The following is a 13,681-nucleotide window of genomic DNA, read 5'->3' as shown; positions in this document are numbered from 1 at the left end:
CTGCGATCAACCACCGGCGGCATCGGCGGTCAAGCCCGCGGCGAAACGCGCCTCGATCCACGCCTGCGCCTCGCGCCAATCGTCGATCCGGGCATGCGCGTGCGGCGCCGGCGGCGCCTGGACGGCGATATCGGGCTCGGCGACCATGTGGAGCCGGTGGACCCCAGGCGCGTGGCGCGCGACCGATTCGTGGTGATGCTCGAGATCGTCGACGAACACCGTCACCGGGTTGCCGAACTCGGCGACCAGCCTGGCCACCGGCGCGCCCTTGCCGCCCTGATTGCACTCCACCCGGTGTGCGATGCCGTGCGTCGCGAGCTGGGCGATGCGGTGGCTGCGGCAATGGTCCTTGAGGTTGGTCAGCACGACGATCTCGGCCTGCTCGGCCAGCGCGGCGAGCGCCTCGCGGGCGTGCGGCACCAGCGTCTGGCGATCCATCTCGCCGGGGAAGAAGCCGTCGAGATACGACCACATCGCCTCGGGCTCGACCAGAGTGTCGTCGCCGCGTCGGCGCATCGAATCGGTGAAGTTGGTGCCGTTGGGCCGGAAATCGATCGCGTGCGCCTCGTCGAGCCACGTCCCGAAATGGCGGACCATATGAAGCAGCACTTCGTCGCAATCGGTGATCAGCAGCGGTTTCATGCGCGTTCGAGCTCCCCGCGAGCCGCGACGAGCCCGGCCGGCGTCACGTCCAGCGCCTCGGCGCAGGCGATGAGATCGGGCTCATGCGCCTCTAGGAAACCAAGCGTCGCGGCGAGCAATGCCGGCTCGCCCGCCCGCGCCCGCAGCTCCGCCGGATCGAGCCCGGTCAAGTCGAGCAGCCGCGACGCGCGCGCCGGATCGCCGAGCGTCCAGACCAGGGCCTGGAGCGCCAGTGCCTCTGCGTTTGTCTCCATCCGCGGCATCGCCTAAACCGTCTCCAACTGCATGAGGTTGAGCGCGTGGCAAAAAGGGTTCTGGTTGTCGAGGATAACGAGCTCAATCTGAAGCTGTTCTGCGACTTGCTGCGCGCGCACGACTTCGCGGCGGAGCCGGTCAGCGACGGGCGCGAGGCCGTCGCCAAGGCACGCGAATTCGCGCCCGAGCTGATCGTGATGGACATCCAGATGCCCCATGTCACCGGCTATGACCTCATCCGCGAGCTGAAGCGCGATCCCGAACTGCGCGCGATCCCGATCATGGCAGTGACGGCCTATGCCGGGCGCGAGGACGAGGAGCGCATCCGCTCGGCGGGCGCGAATGCCTATGTCTCCAAGCCAATCTCGCTGGCGCGCTTCATGGAGGAGGTGCGCGCGCTGGTGCCGGCTGCGGAGGTGGAAGCGGCCGAGCCGTCGGAGGATTCGGAAGCGTAGAAAGAATTCTTCCCCCGCTCGCGAGAGATCCTGCGATCGGCGCCCGGGGCGTGTTCCACTTAAGCTGAAACCGTCCGTTCCCCTGCGAAAGCAGGGCCCGGAGCGCACCGCTTGTGACCCTGAACCCCTGCTTTCGCAGGGGAACGGATGAGAAAGTCGAGCCGACCCTAATAGGCCCCCGGCACTTCGCGCTGCACCGTGCTCGGACGTTCGGGCGTGAGCAGCTCGCGCGTGGCCGCGCTGCGGAGCGCCAATGTCGTCTGCCCGCCCGCCGCAATCGCCGTGCAGCTCCGCCCCGCGAGGAAATCGAGCGCCGCCTTGGTCGAGGCCTCGCGCGCGTCGCCGAGCGGATACGTCACGTCGTCACCCGCCCGGCAGCTCGCCTCGACGGTTCCCGCCAGCCCGTTGTAATAATTGCCCTGCCGCGCGGCATTCTGCGTGGCGAAGGCGATCACCCGCAAGCGATCGTCGCACGCCACCTTGTCGAGCGCGACCTGACCGACCGGCTTGCCATAGGTATTGGTGCCAATCAGCGCCGCATTGGCATGAAGATAGGGAATGAAGGCGTTGACCACGAGCTCGCTCGCCGACGCCGTGCCGCCGGTGCCGATGAACGCAATCCTGGTGGGCGCGATCGACTGGGTCTTGGGCTGGAAGAAGCGCGTCTCGTTCTCCGCCGATTTCTCCGGACGGAAGACCATGTAATCGAACACGTCGCTGGTCGCGCGATTGGCGGCCATCAGATCGCCCATCAGTTGCGCGATCGAGACCAGGCCGCCGCCATTGTAGCGCAGGTCGACGATCACTTCGGTGATTCCGGCTGCCTTGAACTGCGCAAATGCCGCACGCAGCGCCGGATCGGCGGTATCGATGAAGGTCCGCAAATTGACGTAGCCGACCTTGCGCCCGCCATCGTCGAGGATCTTGGCGCCGTAGCGCGACGAGACCGGAGTCAGCGCGTAATCGGCCTTGGCGACGGTGAGGTCGCGAGTGCCCGCCGCATCAGTGACGCGCAGCACCCGCGTGGTACCCGCGGTCGTCGGCCCGAGCGCGTCCGAAACCCCGGCCGATCCGCCGCTCGCCATGATCGACGCCACGGTGCGGAGGTCGGCCGCGCTGGTGCCGATCGCAACGATCTCGGCGCCGCGATCGATGCCGGCATTCAGCGCGGGCGTGTTCTCGAACGACTCGGCAACGAAGACGCGTCCCGCCCCCGAATCATACGACAGACGGAAGCCGAAGCCCGCGCTCGATCCCGACGCATAATAGGCATTCTCTTCGGCGATCGACGTCAGATAGGTGAAATAGCGGTCCCGCCCCTGCCCGCGCGCAGTGGCGGTGAGCGCATCGATATAGTCGTCCACGGTCGCGTAGGACGCCGGGCTTAGGTTTGCCGGCAGCGCCTCGGGGAAGAGATACCATTCCTTGAGCTGCGCCGCCGCCCAGTCCTGCCGCTCGCGCAGCGAGCAGCCCGCCGTGGCCGGTGTCGGACTCGGCGCGCCGCCCGTCGCCGGTGGCGTGACTACAGAACCGCTTCCGCCGCCGCCCCCGCCACAAGCGGAGAGAATCATCGACAAACCAAGTGCGACAGTGACCGATTTACGCATCTTCGGTTTCTTTTCCGCCTGTTCAGATGCTTAGCAGTGTGCGCGGTCGCATGCGCGGCGTCAATCAAGCGCGGGAAGCGCCCAATCGATCGGTCTCTGCCCATGGCTGGCCAGAAAAGCATTGGCCTTCGAAAAATGCCCGCAGCCGAAAAACCCCGAATGCGCCGAAAGCGGCGAAGGATGCGGCGCCTTGAGCACGAGATGCCGCCCGCCTTTGTCGACCGAATCGACGAAGGCAGCCTTTTTCTGCGCATGGCTGCCCCACAACAGGAACACCACCGGCTCCTGCCTGGCATTGACCAGCCGGATCACCGCGTCGGTGAAACGCTCCCAGCCGCGCCCCTGATGCGAGGCCGCCATGCTCATCTGGACGGTCAGCACGGCGTTGAGCAGCAGCACGCCTTGCTGCGCCCAATGTTCGAGAAAGCCGTGGCGCGCGCGCGGGATGCCGAGATCGGCCTCCATCTCCTTGTAGATATTGACGAGACTCGGCGGCGTGCGGACGCCGGGGCGCACAGAGAAGCACAGGCCGTGTGCCTGGCCTTCGCCGTGATAAGGGTCCTGGCCGAGGATCACCACGCGGACCTGATCGAGCGGAGTCAGGTCGAGCGCGCGAAACCATTCGCCGCCTGCGGGGAAGATGCGCTTGCCCGCCGCCTTCTCGGCGACGAGGAACTGGCGCAGCGCGATCATATAGGGGTCGTCGAACTCGCCTTTCAGCGGTTCGAGCCAGCTCGGATGCAGTTTGACGTCGCCCATCGCCTTGGTGTCGGAAAGCACGGCGGCGCTGTCAACAATGCGAGCGGCAATCGGTGCGGAGCGGGCAATGGGCGCAATCGGACGTGTCGAAACGGCAGATGCTCTGGCCGAGCCTCTTGGTGGCGATGTGGAAATCGAGAAAGTCGCCGCCGCTCCATTCGGGCATCGTCGCGGTCGCTGCCTCGCTCGCCATGCGCGCTTCGGCATGGCGATCGACGAACCCCAGCCGCCGGAGCACGCGAAGGACATGGCTGTCGACGATCAGCACCGGCCGGTCGAGCGTGCTGGCGTTGAGCGTCGCTGCGGCGACCTTGCGACCGACGCCGGGCAGGCGCTCGAGCCAGCCGAGCGCCTCGCCGAGCGGCAGCGTGCCGAGGAACGCGAGGTCGAACCCGTTGCGTTCCGTCGCGATACGTCCGAGCGCCCCGATCACATAACCCGCTTTGTCCTCGGCATGCGTCACGCCGGCGATGCGGCGCAGCACTTCCTCGCGCCCCGCCGCAAGCACGCGGCCCGGCGTCCCGAATGCGGCGACCAGCGCATCATAAGCCGCGAGCGACACCGGGTCACGCGTGCGACCGCTGATCATCGACTTGACCAGCGCCCCGATCGGCGGGCGTCGCGGAAGTGGGGCGACCTGCGCTCGTACCGGCGCTAGCGCCTTCTGCCAGCGCAGCAGATCGTCATGACCCGAAAAGCTGAAGCCCGATTGCATTGCGAAACATTAGAACATTACAAGAACATTCGCAAGCCCGCCGCGGGAGGCCGTGGCGACCTACCAGTCCAACAAGCATGCCATCGACCATCATTTCTGCACGACCTGCGCGTCGCGCCGTTCGCGGAGGGTAAGGGGCCGCAGGGGCCGATGGTCGAGATCAATCTGCGTTGCGCCGACGGCGTGGATCTCGAAGCGCTCGAAGTGCGGCATTATGACGGGGCGAGCCGCTGAAGCGTTTCGGGATCGCGCGCGCCGCCGTAGAATTGCTCGAGCAACGCGGCGAAGCGCGCCTCGCCAGGCGCCGCGGCTTCGAACAAAGTCATCGACGAGCGCAGCTTGATTGCGTCGATCCCGCCTAACATCGCATCGGCAGTAGTTCGGCCGGCATGCGCCAGCACGGCGTCGGTCGCCTCGGCCAGTCGCGGCCCGAGCAGCGGATGTGCCAGATAGGCGCGCGCTTCGGCCAGGTCGGCGATCGCATAGAAACGCGCGGTTTCGCTGCGGCCCAGACCGGCAATCTGCGGAAAGACGAACCACATCCAATGGCTGCGCTTGCGCCCGTCGCGCAGTTCGCCAAGCGCCTGTGGATAGACACCTTGCTGCGCCTCGACGAAGCGCTCCAATCCCAGAGCCATTTCTCATCCTAGAACCAATGCGCCGTCCCGGCGTTGCCGGTACATGACGATCGAACCCATGGAAGCCCAGCCGGTTGCCGCGCTGCCCGACGGTCCGGGCTGGCAGTTCGAACCCAAATGGGACGGCTTTCGCTGCCTGGTGTTCAAGCAAGGCGAGCAAGTCGAGCTCCAGTCCAAGTCGGGCAAGCCGCTCGCGCGCTATTTTCCCGAAGTCGCCGCGGCGATTGCAGCGCTTCCCGTCGAGCGCATCATACTCGACGGCGAGTTGCTGATCCCGATGGGGCCGACGCTGTCGTTCGACGCGCTGCAGATGCGGCTCCACCCCGCCGAGAGCCGTATCCGCAAGCTTTCGGTCGAGACGCCGGCGCGGCTGATGCTGTTCGATTGCCTGTGGTCGCCTGATGGGTCCCTCGCCGATCGCCCGCTCGCCGAGCGGCGGAAGGCGCTGGAGGCGTTCTACGCGCAGCACCGGTCGGCGACTTTGCGCCTGTCGCCGCTGACCGAGGATCTGGCCGTCGCGCAACGCTGGCTCGACGCCGCGGGCGGCGCGCTCGACGGGGTGATCGCCAAGCGCCGCGACGAGGCATATCGGCCCGGCGAGCGCGCGATGCGCAAGATCAAGCGGCTGCGCACTGCGGACTGCGTCGTCGGCGGCTTCCGCTACGCCACCAAAAAGCGCGAGGTCGGCTCGCTGTTGCTCGGGCTCTACGACGAAGCCGGGCTGCTCCACCATGTCGGCTTCACTTCGGCGATTGCCGCCGCCGATCGTCCGGCACTCACCGAACGCCTCGAAGCTCTGGTCGAGGCGCCCGGCTTCACCGGCGACGCGCCGGGCGGGCCGAGCCGCTGGTCGACCGAGCGCTCAGCCGAGTGGCAGCCACTGCGCCCCGAGCTGATCGCCGAGGTACGGTACGACCATGTCACCGGCCGCCGCTTCCGCCACGGCACCGGCTTCCTGCGCTGGCGGCCCGACAAGGCACCGCGGCAATGCACGATGGAGCAATTGGGCGAAGAGGCGCGGCCGGCGGTGGTCGACGCAGCCTTGGCGGAGGCGGAAGGCTGAGACAACTCCGTCACCCCGGCGAAAGCCGGGGCCCAGAGCCAAAAGCGGCGTCGCCCGCGACCCTGGATCCCGGCCTGCGCCGGGATGACGATTGCCTCGATCGAACTCGAGACCTCCCGTCCAAGCTTGATTCCTCCACCGCCCCTCCGGCATGAGGCGCGCATGCACGTCACGCACGATTCCGCCGCCCTGCCCGCCGATACGATCGGCTTCGATCAGTTCCTCGCGGTCGACATCCGCGTCGGGACAATCGTCGAAGCGCTGGCTTTCCCCGAGGCGCGCAAGCCCGCCTATAAGCTCGTCATCGATTTCGGTCCGGTGATCGGCCGCAAGCGCTCTTCTGCGCAGATCACCGAACATTATACCCTCGACGAACTGCTCGGGATGCAGGTCGCCGCGGTGGTCAATTTCCCGCCGCGCCAGATCGGGCCGGTGATGTCCGAGGTGCTGACGCTCGGCTTCCCCGACGAGGCGGGCAAGGTCGTGCTCGTGCGGCCGAACGCGCCTGTCCCGAACGGAGGCAGACTCTTCTGAACCAGGATTGACGCCGCACCTGCGCCGCATAGTCTCTCCTTAGAATATCAAGGAGGGGGGATCATGAACTTGCGGATCGCACTCGCGCTGGGCGCCGCCGTGCCGGCGCTGCTTGCCATGCCGGCCATCGCCCAGCAGGCGCAATCGAGCGAGGACGCGCTCGCCGAGAAGGTCGCCAACAACACCAATCCGGCGAGCTTCCAGGTCTATGGGCTGACGCCCGCGCCGAAGGTGGTGAGCGACAAGGCCGTGCAGGGCGGCAAGGTGCTGCGGCTGCCGGTGACGGGATCGGGCGATCCGTGGAGCGTCGGAGTCAACGTGCCGCTGATCAAGCCGGTCAAGGCGGGGGACAGGATCGTCATCGCCTTCTACGTCCGGCTGAGCAAGGCGGAGGCAGCGACGGCAAAGGTCGGCGCGCAGCTCCAGCTTTCGAGTGCGCCTTACACTGCGATCTTCTCGAAAAGCTTCGACGCGACGACGGAGTGGCAGTTCCTGCAGGTCGCCGGCAAAGCGGACAAGGACTATCCCGCCGGGGCGGTCGGCGCGGCGTTCCACATCAATACCGGCAAGCATGTGCTCGATCTCGGCCCCGTCGCGGTGGTCGACATGGGGCAGTGAGCAGGCGGCTATCCGGTTGAAGCGAGCCGTTCCCGGCGAAGGCCGGGGCCCAGTTGCAATGCGGTTTGAGAGGGTCTCCCCCGCTCGCCAATTCGTCGAGCCTGGGCCCCGGCCTTCGCCGGGGAACATCTGGGGCTATGCCCGCCGCGCAGTGAGCAGATAATCGAGGCTAGTATCGTCGCTGAGCACGAACCCGCGCGCGGGCGAGAAGCCCAGTCCGCGCAGGTCGGAAACCACGAGCCCCACGCCTTCCAGCAGCGCAGTCAGCTCGTCCGGCGTGAGGAACTGACTCCAGTCATGCGTGCCCCGGGGGATCGCGCCCGTCCCCTCGCCGATCGTGATCATCGCCAGCCGCGACAGCGCGGTGCGATTGGGCGTGGAGAGGATCATCAGTCCGCCGGGCGCCAATGCATCGACGAGCCCCCCGACGAACGCCGCGGGGTCCGAGACATGCTCGATCACTTCCATCGAGGTGACCAGATCGTAACGCCGGCCGGGCAGATCCTCGATCCCGCCCGCGACATATTCCAGATCGAGTCCCATCGCGGCGGCGTGGGCGCGGGCAGCACCGATATTCTCGGGTGCGGCATCGATCCCGGTGACCTTGGCGCCCATCCGCGCAAGCGGCTCGGCGAGCAGCCCGGCGCCGCAGCCGACGTCGAGCACGCTCCTGCCCGCGAGCGGCGCGAACGACATGCCGTCGCCGCTCCAATGCGCGTCGATCGCTTCGCGGATATAAGCGAGCCGCGCCGGATTGAGCCGGTGGAGCATCGCCGAGCTGCCCTTGGAATTCCACCAGTCGGCGGCGAGCCGGCCGAAATGCTCAGCTTCACTGCGGTCAATAGTTGCTTTGGTTGCGTTCGCCATGGCCGCCTCCTATCAGGCCGGTCCATCCTTCCCAAGGCCCGGAAACAAGCACCCCGACATGGCACGCATCGTGATGAAGTTCGGCGGCACCTCGATGGCCGGCATCGAGCGCATCCGCAATGTCGCCGCGCGGATCAAGCGCGAATGGGATGCGGGCAACCAGATTGCAGTGGTCGTCTCGGCGATGGCCGGCGAGACCGACCGGCTGGTCGGCTTCTGCCGCGAGGCGAGCTCGCTCTACGATCCGCGCGAATATGACGTGGTGGTGTCGAGCGGCGAACAGATCACCAGCGGGCTGCTCGCGATGACGCTCCAGGCGATCGGCGTGCCGGCGCGCTCGTGGCTGGGATCGCAGGTGCCGGTATGGACCGACGCGGCGCATGCCAAGGCGCGCATCCAGTCGATCGATTCGCAAGGACTCGAAGAGGGCTGGGCGCGCGGCGAAGTCGCGGTGATCCCCGGCTTCCAGGGCATCACCAATGATGGCACCAACCGAGTCACTACGCTCGGCCGCGGCGGTTCGGATACCTCGGCGGTGGCGGTGGCGGCGGCGGTCAAGGCCGATCGCTGCGACATCTACACCGACGTCGACGGCGTCTATACCACCGATCCGCGCATCGTCCCCCGGGCCCGCAAGCTCAAGAAGGTGACGTACGAAGAGATGCTCGAACTCGCCAGCGTCGGCGCCAAGGTGCTCCAGACGCGTTCGGTGGGTCTGGCGATGAAGGAACAGGTCCGCGTCCAGGTGCTGTCGTCGTTCACCGGCGACACCGCACCGATGGCGGATACATTGCCCGGCACGATGATCGTCGGCGAAGAGGAGATACAGGACGTGGAAAGCCAGCTCATCACCGGCATCGCGCACGACAAGAACGAAGCCAAGATCACGCTGACTTCGGTGCCCGACAAGCCCGGCGCGGTGGCGTCGATCTTCACCCCGCTCGCCGACGCCAATATCAACGTCGACATGATCATCCAGAACATCGCGCACCAGAGCGCAGGCTCGGCGAGCGCCACCGACGTGACCTTCACGGTGCCCGCCGCCGACCTCGCCCGCTCGATCGAGGCGCTCAACCAGTCCAAGCCGGTGATCGGCTTCGCCGAACTGATCCAGGATACGCGGGTCGCCAAGATCTCGGTGGTCGGGGTGGGAATGCGCAGCCATGCCGGCGTCGCCGCGACGATGTTCAAGACATTGGGCGAGCGCGGGATCAACATCCAGGCGATCACCACCAGCGAGATCAAGGTCTCGGTGCTGATCGAAGAGGATTATACCGAGCTCGCCGTCCGCGTGCTGCACACTGCCTACGGCCTCGACGCGGAAGACACCGCCGCCTGAGCAACCATTTGGCGCGCACGGACTTGTGCTTCCGGATCGCGACGGGAGCGCACATGCGGATTGCAGTGAAATGGGCGGCGGGCTGGCTGATCGGCCTCGGCGCGATCGGCGTGGCGCAGGCGCAGGAATTGCGTCCCTTCTGCGCCGACCGGCCCGGGCTCGGCACGCCGAGCTGCACCGTCGATGCGGGGCATGTCGTGGTCGAGGCCGGCGCCGTCGACTGGACGCTCGAGCGCGATACGGACACGCGCACCGATACCGTTGAAGCAGGCGACCTCCTCGTCCGCGCCGGGCTGACCCCGACACTCGAGGCGCAGATCGGCTGGACTGCCTTCGGCCATGTCCGCGAACGCGACGCGGCGGGCGCCGTCACCCGCACCAGCGGCGTCGGTGACATCCGCGTCGCGCTGCGCCAGAACCTCGCCAATCCCGACGGATCGAGCTTTTCGATCGCGGTCATGCCCTTCGCGACGCTGCCGGTCGGCGGCGCGGCGATCGGCGCGGGCGATTGGGGCGCCGGGGTGATCGCGCCGGTCCATTTCGACCTCACCGGCAAAATCGGCCTCTCGCTCACCCCGCAGGTCGAGGCCGCGGTCGACGAGGACCGCCACGGCCGCCACCTCGCTTATGGCAGCGTCGTCGGTCTCGACACGTCGCTCACCGATTCGCTCGATGCCGCGCTCGAATTCCAGGTGACCCGCGACGACGATCCGCTGGCACCGCATACCGAAGCGCTCACCAGCCTGTCGTTCGCGCTGCAGCCGGGCGACGATCTCCAGTTCGACGCCGGCGCGGTGGCGGGGCTCAATTCGGACAGTCCCGATGTCGAGCTCTACATCGGCGTCGCCCGGCGCTTCTGATCCCCGGCGCGGCTGACATTTTTCCGCCGCATCCGCACGGCATCGCTCGCTCGCCTTGCCTGTAGCCGAATCCTTCGAACCGCGCCCGAGCGCCTCCGCCCGGCTGCGCGCGTCGCTCGGCCAGCGCGGCATCGCGTTCGCGCTCGCGCTCGCGGTCGAGCTGCTCGTGGCGCTGCTGCTCTGGTTCATCGCGCCGATGCTCGACGAAAAGAAGCCGCCGCCGACCACGACCACGTTCGGGATCGACACCGCACCCGGCGAGACCGAGCAACCCGCGCGCACCGAGCAGAAAAAGGCCGCGGCGAAGACCGACGGCCGCGAAAAGGCGCGGCCCGAGCTTCCCAAGCCGGTAGAAACTCCGCCCGAGCCCAAACCGCCGGTCGAGCCGCTCCCGCCGACCTTCATCAAGATGACTCGCCGCGATTATGCCGCCGCCGATATCGCCGGGATGAAGTCTGCCGGGCCTGCCGCGCCGTCCGAAGGCGAAGCCAGCGCGGCATCGGGAAGCCGCGCCGGCGATACCGCGGTGGTCGGCAAGGCCCCCAATGGCGAGCCGCTCTACGCCGCCGAATGGTATCGCCACCCGACGCATGCCGAGCTCCAGCCTTATATTTCGGCCCGGGGACTCAATCGGACAGGCGAGGGACTCATCGCCTGTCGCATGATCGCCAATCACATGGTGGAGGATTGCCAGGAACTCTCCGAGAACCCGCGCGGCTCCGGTTATGCAGGGTCGGTGCGGCAAGCGGCGTGGCAGTTCCGGGTGCGCGCGCCGCGCGTGGGCGGCCGCGAAAAGCTCGGTACCTGGGTCCGGATCCAGATCACCTACACCTTCAACGAAGGCAAACCGGGCAGCGAATGAGCCGCGATCCGGCTTGCCCCGGAGCCGCCGACCCGGCTAGGCCCTGCCGCCATGACGACAAACACCAGTATCGGCGCCGAGCGCCTGGCCCGCCGGATGGCGCGCGGATGCGAGTTCCTCGGCAGCGAGGTCGCCATCCTGTGCGGCGCGATGTCGTGGGTGAGCGAGCGCCATCTCGTCTCGGCGATGTCGAACGCCGGCGGCTTCGGGCTGATCGCGTGCGGCGCGATGAGTCCCGAACTGCTCGACAAGGAAATCGCCGCGACCAAGGCGCTGACCAGCAAGCCGTTCGGCGTCAACCTGATCACGATGCACCCGCAATTGCTCGAGCTGATCGCAGTGTGCAAGCAGCACCAGGTCACGCACGTCGTGCTCGCCGGTGGACTGCCTCCGGCTGGCAGCCTCGATGCGATCAAGGAATTCGGCGCCAAGCTGATCTGCTTCGCCCCGGCGCTGAGCCTCGCCAAGAAGCTGATCCGCTCGGGCGTCGACGCGTTGGTCGTCGAGGGGATGGAAGCCGGCGGGCATATCGGCCCGGTCTCGACCAGCGTGCTCGCGCAGGAGATCCTCCCCGAAGTCAGTGAGCAGGTCCCGGTGTTCGTCGCCGGCGGGATCGGCCGCGGCGAGGCGATCGCCGGCTATCTCGACATGGGCGCCGCCGGCGTCCAGCTCGGCACTCGCTTCGTCTGCGCGACCGAGAGCATCGCGCACGCCAATTTCAAGAAGGCGTTCATCCGCGCTTCCGCCCGCGACGCGACCGCCAGCGTCCAGATCGACCCGCGGCTGCCGGTCATCCCGGTGCGCGCGCTCAAGAACGCCGCCGGCGAATTGTTCACTGCCAAGCAGCGCGAAGTCGCCCAACTGCTCGACGACGGCAAGGTCGAGATGATGGAGGCCCAGCTCCAGATCGAGCATTATTGGGCGGGTGCGCTCCGCCGCGCAGTGATCGACGGCGACGTCGAGCATGGGTCGGTCATGGCGGGCCAGTCGGTCGGCATGGTCAAGAAGGAAGAGCCGGTCGCCGAGATCATCGCGACCTTGATGGCCGAGGCGGCGCACGCGCTGGAGAAGCGCGCGGCGTAGGGGAACTGCGCGTCATCCCGGCCTTCGCCGGATGACGCGCGAATATCAGCGGGCGGGTTGCTCGCGATAGAGCTTCCATAGCTCGACCGCGCCTTGCACGATCGCGATGGCGGGAATTACCAGCACTGCGATGAACAGCGCCGTGTCGAGGCTTTCCTGGAGGCGGAGCGTCTCCGCCGCATCGCCTGCAGTGACGACGACCAGCGAACCCGCTTGATGGAGCATTGCAGCGATCGCCATCGTTCCGCCCGTCACGAGCACGATGAGTATCGCGCGCGCCGCCTTCCATCGCGGACGGACGATCGCGGCGAGATTCTGGACGATATGCACCCAGACGAGCGCCACCACCGGCCAATAGAGGCTGGTCCAGACGGCTGCGGAATGCACCCGCACCTCGGCGTCATGCGGGATGAGCAGGACGGGAATCGAGCCGCTCCACCAGATCAGAAAGGCGATGCCGAACGCGATCCCGAACACCGGTTCCCAGAGCCGCGAGCGCTGCGGCCGCCCCGCCACGCGCAGCGGCGGGATTTCGGGGAGTTCCTCGGGCTTCCAGCGCTCGAGATAGCGCGTCAGCCATCCCGTGCGTTCGATCACCGCGAACAGCAAAGTGACGATCGCGGCATGGAACAGCAATGTGTGGAGCGCATTGCCCATGCCCTGCGCCAGCGCCTGTGCGAAGGCGCGCGCGCCGAACAGCACGCGTCCGCCGATCTCGATCGCCTCGATCACTGCGACCACCGCCAGCCAGACACGCAGCGCGAACCAGTAGAAGGGAAAGACTTCGGTCCCGATCAGCGCGCGCTGCTCGCCATAGCGGCCGGCGACCGCGAGCGGATGGCCGAATTCCCGGAGCAGGGCGCTGAGCTCGCCCTGCGCGAGCGGCCGGCCCAGCGCCTCCTCGCGATCCTCAATGCGCGCGGCGATCAGGTCCGCGAGCTCGGCGACGATGTCGTCCGCCTTTTCGGCGGGCAGGTTCCAGCGCACTGCGCCGAGATAGCGTTCGATCAAATTCACTTCTTGTCTCCCTCCGTCAGGCGGACAATCGATTCGGAAATCGCGTTCCACTCGCCCAGCAAGCGGGCGAGGATCTCGAGCCCGCCGGGCGAGAGGCGGTAGAAGCGCTTGTTGCGCTTGGCCTCCTCGCGCCATTCGCTGGTCAGCAGCCCCTGCGTCTCGAGCCGGCGCAGCAACGGATAGAGCGCACCTTCGTCGATCGGCAGCCCCGCCGCTTCCAGGCTGGTGCGCAGCGTATAGCCGTAGCGCTCCTCGCGCAGCGCCCCGAGCACCGCCAGCACCAAGGATCCGCGGCGAAGCTCGACGCGCAGCTTTTCGAACAGGTCTTCTTCAATGGGCACTGCCGTGTCTCACATGGTATGTGTCA

At 67.3% G+C, this 13,681-nt stretch carries 18 protein-coding genes; 8 read left to right on the top strand and 10 right to left on the bottom strand.

What is annotated here, in order from left to right; all coding sequences use genetic code 11:
- Positions 1-6: 6 nt before the first annotated feature.
- Both E5A73_RS05405 and E5A73_RS05400 read right to left on the bottom strand, forming a co-directional pair.
- On the bottom strand, positions 7-642 hold the full coding sequence (locus E5A73_RS05405; RefSeq protein WP_135962777.1) for an HAD family hydrolase: 636 nt from the start codon (positions 640-642) through the stop codon (positions 7-9).
- Positions 639-905, bottom strand: a complete 267-nt coding sequence (locus E5A73_RS05400; RefSeq protein ID WP_135962776.1) for a DUF3572 domain-containing protein — start codon at positions 903-905, stop codon at positions 639-641. The genes E5A73_RS05405 and E5A73_RS05400 overlap by 4 nt, the downstream gene beginning before the upstream one ends.
- Before the next feature lie 36 nt (positions 906-941).
- On the opposite strand from E5A73_RS05400, the gene E5A73_RS05395 reads away from it, so the two are divergent.
- On the top strand, positions 942-1,352 hold the full coding sequence (locus tag E5A73_RS05395; RefSeq protein WP_135962775.1) for a response regulator: 411 nt from the start codon (positions 942-944) through the stop codon (positions 1,350-1,352).
- Between the two features lie 167 nt (positions 1,353-1,519).
- Here the strand turns inward: E5A73_RS05395 and E5A73_RS05390 are convergent, their stop codons facing one another.
- The 5 genes from E5A73_RS05390 to E5A73_RS05370 all read right to left on the bottom strand — a co-directional run bounded on the left by E5A73_RS05390 (position 1,520) and on the right by E5A73_RS05370 (position 5,071).
- Positions 1,520-2,923 (bottom strand): S41 family peptidase, encoded by a 1,404-nt coding sequence (locus E5A73_RS05390; RefSeq protein ID WP_135963138.1) that lies wholly within the window; start codon positions 2,921-2,923, stop codon positions 1,520-1,522.
- Positions 2,924-3,019: 96 nt separating this feature from the next.
- On the bottom strand, positions 3,020-3,718 hold the full coding sequence (gene ung, locus E5A73_RS05385) for a uracil-DNA glycosylase (protein ID WP_135963137.1): 699 nt from the start codon (positions 3,716-3,718) through the stop codon (positions 3,020-3,022).
- A 31-nt stretch (positions 3,719-3,749) separates the two neighbouring features.
- Positions 3,750-4,433 carry an endonuclease III domain-containing protein gene (locus E5A73_RS05380; protein ID WP_135962774.1) on the bottom strand — a complete coding sequence of 228 codons (684 nt, stop codon included), beginning with the start codon at positions 4,431-4,433 and terminating at the stop codon, positions 3,750-3,752.
- A 90-nt stretch (positions 4,434-4,523) separates the two neighbouring features.
- Positions 4,524-4,646, bottom strand: a complete 123-nt coding sequence (locus E5A73_RS21895) for a hypothetical protein (RefSeq protein WP_276605805.1) — start codon at positions 4,644-4,646, stop codon at positions 4,524-4,526.
- Positions 4,646-5,071 carry a DUF1810 domain-containing protein gene (locus E5A73_RS05370; RefSeq protein WP_135962772.1) on the bottom strand — a complete coding sequence of 142 codons (426 nt, stop codon included), beginning with the start codon at positions 5,069-5,071 and terminating at the stop codon, positions 4,646-4,648. The genes E5A73_RS21895 and E5A73_RS05370 overlap by 1 nt, the downstream gene beginning before the upstream one ends.
- 43 nt (positions 5,072-5,114) lie before the next feature.
- Between E5A73_RS05370 and E5A73_RS05365 the strand changes: the two genes are divergently transcribed.
- From E5A73_RS05365 to E5A73_RS05355, 3 genes are all read left to right on the top strand, one after another.
- The gene (locus E5A73_RS05365) at positions 5,115-6,134 is read left to right on the top strand and encodes an ATP-dependent DNA ligase (protein ID WP_135962771.1); all 1,020 of its coding nucleotides are present in this window, start codon (positions 5,115-5,117) and stop codon (positions 6,132-6,134) included.
- Positions 6,135-6,296: 162 nt separating this feature from the next.
- On the top strand, positions 6,297-6,668 hold the full coding sequence (locus tag E5A73_RS05360; protein WP_135962770.1) for a tRNA-binding protein: 372 nt from the start codon (positions 6,297-6,299) through the stop codon (positions 6,666-6,668).
- Between the two features lie 63 nt (positions 6,669-6,731).
- Positions 6,732-7,286, top strand: coding sequence for a carbohydrate binding domain-containing protein (locus tag E5A73_RS05355; RefSeq protein WP_135962769.1), 555 nt, complete (start codon positions 6,732-6,734; stop codon positions 7,284-7,286).
- 135 nt (positions 7,287-7,421) lie between these two features.
- Here E5A73_RS05355 and ubiG read toward each other — a convergent pair whose 3' ends face one another.
- Complete coding sequence (gene ubiG, locus E5A73_RS05350; RefSeq protein ID WP_135962768.1) at positions 7,422-8,153, bottom strand: bifunctional 2-polyprenyl-6-hydroxyphenol methylase/3-demethylubiquinol 3-O-methyltransferase UbiG; 732 nt, start codon at positions 8,151-8,153, stop codon at positions 7,422-7,424.
- Positions 8,154-8,211: 58 nt separating this feature from the next.
- Between ubiG and E5A73_RS05345 the strand changes: the two genes are divergently transcribed.
- From E5A73_RS05345 to E5A73_RS05330, 4 genes are read left to right on the top strand one after another with little or no spacing between them, the layout of a single operon-like run.
- Positions 8,212-9,492, top strand: a complete 1,281-nt coding sequence (locus E5A73_RS05345) for an aspartate kinase (RefSeq protein ID WP_135962767.1) — start codon at positions 8,212-8,214, stop codon at positions 9,490-9,492.
- 53 nt (positions 9,493-9,545) lie between these two features.
- Positions 9,546-10,352, top strand: a complete 807-nt coding sequence (locus tag E5A73_RS05340) for a transporter (protein ID WP_135962766.1) — start codon at positions 9,546-9,548, stop codon at positions 10,350-10,352.
- A 55-nt stretch (positions 10,353-10,407) separates the two neighbouring features.
- Positions 10,408-11,214 (top strand): hypothetical protein, encoded by an 807-nt coding sequence (locus tag E5A73_RS05335; protein WP_135962765.1) that lies wholly within the window; start codon positions 10,408-10,410, stop codon positions 11,212-11,214.
- Between the two features lie 51 nt (positions 11,215-11,265).
- Complete coding sequence (locus tag E5A73_RS05330) at positions 11,266-12,297, top strand: NAD(P)H-dependent flavin oxidoreductase (protein WP_206366389.1); 1,032 nt, start codon at positions 11,266-11,268, stop codon at positions 12,295-12,297.
- 45 nt (positions 12,298-12,342) lie between these two features.
- Here the strand turns inward: E5A73_RS05330 and E5A73_RS05325 are convergent, their stop codons facing one another.
- Complete coding sequence (locus tag E5A73_RS05325; protein ID WP_135962764.1) at positions 12,343-13,314, bottom strand: hypothetical protein; 972 nt, start codon at positions 13,312-13,314, stop codon at positions 12,343-12,345.
- Positions 13,311-13,655 (bottom strand): PadR family transcriptional regulator, encoded by a 345-nt coding sequence (locus E5A73_RS05320; protein ID WP_135962763.1) that lies wholly within the window; start codon positions 13,653-13,655, stop codon positions 13,311-13,313. The genes E5A73_RS05325 and E5A73_RS05320 overlap by 4 nt, the downstream gene beginning before the upstream one ends.
- Positions 13,656-13,681: the final 26 nt, after the last annotated feature.

The organism is Sphingomonas gei (genome assembly GCF_004792685.1).
GTDB lineage: Bacteria > Pseudomonadota > Alphaproteobacteria > Sphingomonadales > Sphingomonadaceae > Sphingomonas > Sphingomonas gei.
The sequence above is the reverse complement of the archived record's forward strand: the minus strand, read 5'-3'. Positions and strand labels throughout refer to the sequence as shown.

What these genes read in the sequence shown, in the direction of transcription:
- E5A73_RS05405 (WP_135962777.1), bottom strand. Translation starts at nt 642, where the DNA reads ATGAAACCGCTGCTGATCACCGATTGCGACGAAGTGCTGCTTCATATG.
- E5A73_RS05400 (WP_135962776.1), bottom strand. Translation starts at nt 905, where the DNA reads ATGCCGCGGATGGAGACAAACGCAGAGGCACTGGCGCTCCAGGCCCTG.
- E5A73_RS05390 (WP_135963138.1), bottom strand. Translation starts at nt 2,923, where the DNA reads ATGATTCTCTCCGCTTGTGGCGGGGGCGGCGGCGGAAGCGGTTCTGTA.
- ung (WP_135963137.1), bottom strand. Translation starts at nt 3,718, where the DNA reads ATGGGCGACGTCAAACTGCATCCGAGCTGGCTCGAACCGCTGAAAGGC.
- E5A73_RS05380 (WP_135962774.1), bottom strand. Translation starts at nt 4,433, where the DNA reads ATGCAATCGGGCTTCAGCTTTTCGGGTCATGACGATCTGCTGCGCTGG.
- E5A73_RS21895 (WP_276605805.1), bottom strand. Translation starts at nt 4,646, where the DNA reads ATGCCGCACTTCGAGCGCTTCGAGATCCACGCCGTCGGCGCAACGCAG.
- E5A73_RS05370 (WP_135962772.1), bottom strand. Translation starts at nt 5,071, where the DNA reads ATGGCTCTGGGATTGGAGCGCTTCGTCGAGGCGCAGCAAGGTGTCTAT.
- E5A73_RS05365 (WP_135962771.1), top strand. Translation starts at nt 5,115, where the DNA reads ATGACGATCGAACCCATGGAAGCCCAGCCGGTTGCCGCGCTGCCCGAC.
- E5A73_RS05360 (WP_135962770.1), top strand. Translation starts at nt 6,297, where the DNA reads ATGCACGTCACGCACGATTCCGCCGCCCTGCCCGCCGATACGATCGGC.
- E5A73_RS05355 (WP_135962769.1), top strand. Translation starts at nt 6,732, where the DNA reads ATGAACTTGCGGATCGCACTCGCGCTGGGCGCCGCCGTGCCGGCGCTG.
- ubiG (WP_135962768.1), bottom strand. Translation starts at nt 8,153, where the DNA reads ATGGCGAACGCAACCAAAGCAACTATTGACCGCAGTGAAGCTGAGCAT.
- E5A73_RS05345 (WP_135962767.1), top strand. Translation starts at nt 8,212, where the DNA reads ATGGCACGCATCGTGATGAAGTTCGGCGGCACCTCGATGGCCGGCATC.
- E5A73_RS05340 (WP_135962766.1), top strand. Translation starts at nt 9,546, where the DNA reads ATGCGGATTGCAGTGAAATGGGCGGCGGGCTGGCTGATCGGCCTCGGC.
- E5A73_RS05330 (WP_206366389.1), top strand. Translation starts at nt 11,266, where the DNA reads ATGACGACAAACACCAGTATCGGCGCCGAGCGCCTGGCCCGCCGGATG.